The sequence below is a fragment of the Catenibacterium sp. genome (assembly GCF_052354645.1).
GTDB lineage: Bacteria > Bacillota_I > Bacilli_A > Erysipelotrichales > Coprobacillaceae > Catenibacterium > Catenibacterium mitsuoka_A.
Map to the genome: position 1 here is coordinate 1 of NZ_DAWDDM010000170.1, position 4,398 is coordinate 4,398.

Below are 4,398 nucleotides of genomic sequence, written 5' to 3' on the forward strand. Positions count from 1 at the left end.
GTATGATCTGTGTGGCTGATACAATGAAGGAAGATAGCCCTCAGGCTATTAAAGAAATGCAGAATATGGGTATTCAAGTTGTAATGTTGACAGGTGACAACAAGAAGACTGCAGATGCAATTGGTAAAAAAGCTGGTGTGGACGAAGTGATTGCAGGTGTATTACCTGATGGTAAAGAGAGTGTTATTAGAGATTTACAGAAGCATGGTAAAGTAGCTATGGTGGGTGATGGAATCAATGATGCACCTGCCCTTACACGTGCGGATATTGGAATTGCGATTGGTGCAGGTACTGATATTGCGATAGATGCAGCTGATGTTGTCTTAATGAATAGTAAGCTGACAGATGTCACTGCTGCTATTAGACTCTCTCGTGCGACATTAAGAAATATCCATGAAAACTTATTCTGGGCATTTTTCTATAATGCGATTTGTATCCCTGTTGCAGCTGGTGTATTTATTCACTTAACAGGATGGCAGATGAGTCCTATGTTAGGGGCTGCTGCCATGAGTTTATCTAGTTTCTTTGTATGTATGAATGCATTAAGATTAAATACTTTCTCTATGCATGATGCATCAAAAGATATAAAAAGAAAGAAAAAGGAGAAAAAAACAATGGAAAAAACTTTAGAAATTACTGGTATGATGTGTGGTCATTGTGAAATGGCTGTAAAGAAAGCATTAGAAGCTGCAGATGGTGTAGAAAGTGCTGATGTAAGTCATGAAAAAGGCACTGCAGTTGTCACTTTAAGCAAAGAAGTATCTGATGATGTCTTAAAGAAAACTGTAGAAGATAAAGATTATACAGTTACAAACATCAAATAAAAAAAGAAGTCCTAAGACTTCTTGAGATCCTCAAATGCATAACTATGCATTTGAGGATTTTTTCTTTCAAATTCTTCTTTTTGTATTTTAGAGCGAGAAATAACATCCTGAAGTAATTCTCTTGAAGAAATACGTGTAGCCCCATGGCCTAATACAATCTTCTGTTCAAGATTATCACTTGTAGCTACCACAAGACGATATTGCCCTGCCATCTGTTTTGTGATGCTTTCAATATAAGCATCGGCTGTCTGTCCTTCTTTTGTATAAACGATTTCCATATCATGATACATATGACTCTTGCCTTTATTCTGTGGAACCTTATAAGCGTCAAAGACAAGGATCATATGACAGCCACGATACCCTTTATAGCTCATCAGTATATCAATAAGCTTATCTCTTGCACTACCTAGGTTTTCTTTCGCAAGTTCTTTCAGTTCATCCCAGGCAAAGATGACATTATATCCATCCACAATCAAATATTCATCTAATACCTGTACTGTATTAGAAGAGACATGATTTTGTTTTGGTTTATAGTAGTCACTTGCAAGTTTTGTTTCCAGTGGACCATAGGTACGTTCATATACTCTTTTAAGTTCTTCATCACTAATATGTACAGGATTATGTGTATAAGTATGTTCCTGTTTCATTGCACTATAAAGAGGTAAATGCATCTTCTCTCTTACTTCATCATAAGGGACATAATATCCTGCACCATGTGAACAGAAGATAGAACCTGTAGGATTATCTAAATCTGATTCACTATCATAATCACATTGAGTCATCACTTCTTTCTGATTTTCTACTGGTGCATAGAATGTATCTAAGAAGAAAAGCTGTCCTTTGCCTTTTGTGGAAGTCAGAAGTTCTTTTTGATAGTGAGTCAAGAATAAGACAGGTGCTTCTCCATGAAGTGTTGTAATATCATTATTCTCATTAACTACAGTAGGTGTTGGATAATCTTCTAATGCATAGTAGACCTTACTCAACGACTCTGTAGGAATGACTAATTCATATTTATAATAGGGTTCTAAAATAACTGATTCAGTCATTTTTAACCCTTGTCTAATAGCACGATAAGTGGCTTCTCTGAAGTCTCCTCCTTCTGTATGTTTTAAGTGGGCTTTACCACCTAAAAGTGTGATTTTCATGTCTGTAATAGGAGAACCTGTGAGCACACCTAAGTGTTCTTTTTCCTGTAAGTGGGTCATGATGAGATTTTGATATCTTTCTTCTAAATTATTCTGACATTGATTATCAAAGACAAGTCCTGAACCTTGAGGAAGTGGTTCTAAGTAAAGATGGACTTCACTATAGTGTCTGAGTGGTTCAAAGTGTCCTACCCCTTCTATTGGTTCTTTGATTGTTTCTAGATAAGCGACTTCTCCTTCATCTACTGTGATATCTTCATTAAAACGATCTTTCATTAATTGTTTAAGAATATCTATCTGTACTTCACCCATTAAAGAAACTTGGGCATGATCATCAAAGAGTTTTAAATGAAGTAATGGCTCTTCTTCACCTAATACCTTTAAAGAAGAAAAGAAATGGTTAATATCTGCTTCTTTAGACGGTTGAATTGAATATAACATGGAAGGTCTAAGTGTTGAATGAATCACATGTCCTAATCCAATATAATCCCCTGCCTGAAGCTTCTTAATACCTGTTAAGGCTACAATATCATTCTGAGAGGCTTCTTCTACGAGAGTATAATGGTTCCCTTGATATAACCTGATTTGGTGAATCTTTTCATCATGGATTGTATCACGTACATGAAGCCTGCCACCAGTGATCTTAATAAAGACAAGACGTTCTCCTCTTTCATCTCTGGTAATCTTAAAGACCTGTGCAGATAATTCTTTCTGTGGTTCTTTTTCTAAAGTATAACGGTCCAAGGCATCCAGTAATTCATTGACACCTTGATTCTTAAGTGCACTACCAAAATAAAGTGGATAAAGATGTCTATTAGAAATCGCTTTTGCGATAGATGCATCTTTTAAAGATCCTGTTTCTAAATATTCTTCTATCATCTCTTCATCCAGTGCTGCAATATCTTCTTCAGAAGCACTCATGTCCATGATGTGAGGAGACAATTGTGATAAAGAGTCCAATAGTTCTTCTTTTGTATAATGTGTTAAATCCATTTTATTCACAAAGATGAAGGCTGGTACATGATAGTGATCTAATAAGTTCCAGATCGTTTTAGTGTGCGCCTGTACACCATCTAAACCATTGATAATCACTATTGCATAATCAAGAACACTTAATGCACGTTCCATTTCTCCACTAAAATCAGCATGCCCTGGTGTATCAATAAATGTGAAATGGTTATTCTTATAATTAAGAGAAGAAACCTTAGAAAAGATAGTGATTCCTCTTTCTCTTTCCTGTGTATTATAGTCAAGGAATGTATCTTTATGATCAACACGACCCTGATGTTTTATTGTCCCTGTCGTATAGAGTAATGACTCACTTAATGTGGTTTTACCTACATCAACATGAGCCACCATTCCAAGTGTTAATTGTTTCATCAAATCACCTCTTGATTATTGTATCATAGATCAATCAAAAAACACCTTGGTTTTAATCAAGGTGTAAGACATACTTCTCTATATAATTTCCAATACCATCATGATCATTATCATCAGTGATATAATCTGCCACACTCTTTGTCTTTTCACTTCCGTTAGCCATTACAACACCAATACCAACATTAAGTGTCATATCATAATCATTATCTGCATCACCAAATGTAAGTATATCTTTGATATCAATATCATGAAGTTTTAGTATTTCTATAAGACCTGCTGTTTTAGAAATGTGAGGATCCATATATTCATAGAGGTCACTGGCAGTCTTAAGTGAAGATGATTTGAACTTATCACTCTTAAAAGTCTGTGCACGTTCAATGATTCTATCCATATAATCAGGTTTACAAATAATCATAAGTTTCGGTTTTGGTTTAGTTAAGTATTCATCATAGTTGACTACTTTATAAGGTATATGGTCTGCTTCTGATAAGAATTGGATATGTTCATCATCTTTTGGTGCATATATTATACCATTTTCTGTAATCGCAAAGTTACAATCCATATCTTTAAAGTGTGCAATAATTTCTTTAATAGATTCACCATCTAATGGATACTGTGCTTTAGATATATTAAGTGTATAGTCATAGATTTCAGCACCACCTGTACCTACAATTAAGTCAACTAACCCATCAATATGCCAATCTTTTAAGAGTGTTTGAATACTGTTTACATCCCTTCCTGTAGATAAACCAAAGAGTATGCCTTTTTCTCTTGCTTTTTTGATCATTTCTACTGTTTTATCTGTGACATATCCTTTACTTGATAGAAGTGTGCCATCTATATCACACATGATTGCTTTAATAGCCATATTATATCCTCCTTGATTCAAAGCATAATGAATAATAGTGATGCTTTCAATCAACATAGTGTATTTGGAAATTATTTTTCAATAACAACTTTTATTTTAGTCATTATTTAGGATTATTTTTTCAAATAAAAGAGGCTGTCTCGAAATAAATGACAGTTTTCCAAAATAGAAAAATGCG

Annotated in this window: 3 protein-coding genes; 1 reads left to right on the top strand and 2 read right to left on the bottom strand. The window is 34.6% G+C overall.

The window, feature by feature from the left end; genetic code table 11:
* Positions 1-824, top strand: an 824-nt coding sequence (locus ACT8VG_RS07840; RefSeq protein WP_444195566.1) for a metal-transporting ATPase, incomplete at its 5' end; no start/stop codon positions are given.
* 11 nt (positions 825-835) lie between these two features.
* Here the strand turns inward: ACT8VG_RS07840 and ACT8VG_RS07845 are convergent.
* Together ACT8VG_RS07845 and ACT8VG_RS07850 are read right to left on the bottom strand one after the other, a co-directional pair.
* The gene (locus ACT8VG_RS07845; protein WP_444195567.1) at positions 836-3,352 is read right to left on the bottom strand and encodes an NYN domain-containing protein; all 2,517 of its coding nucleotides are present in this window, start codon (positions 3,350-3,352) and stop codon (positions 836-838) included.
* 52 nt (positions 3,353-3,404) lie between these two features.
* Positions 3,405-4,220 (bottom strand): Cof-type HAD-IIB family hydrolase, encoded by an 816-nt coding sequence (locus ACT8VG_RS07850; protein ID WP_432269548.1) that lies wholly within the window; start codon positions 4,218-4,220, stop codon positions 3,405-3,407.
* Between the last annotated feature and the right edge of the window lie 178 nt (positions 4,221-4,398).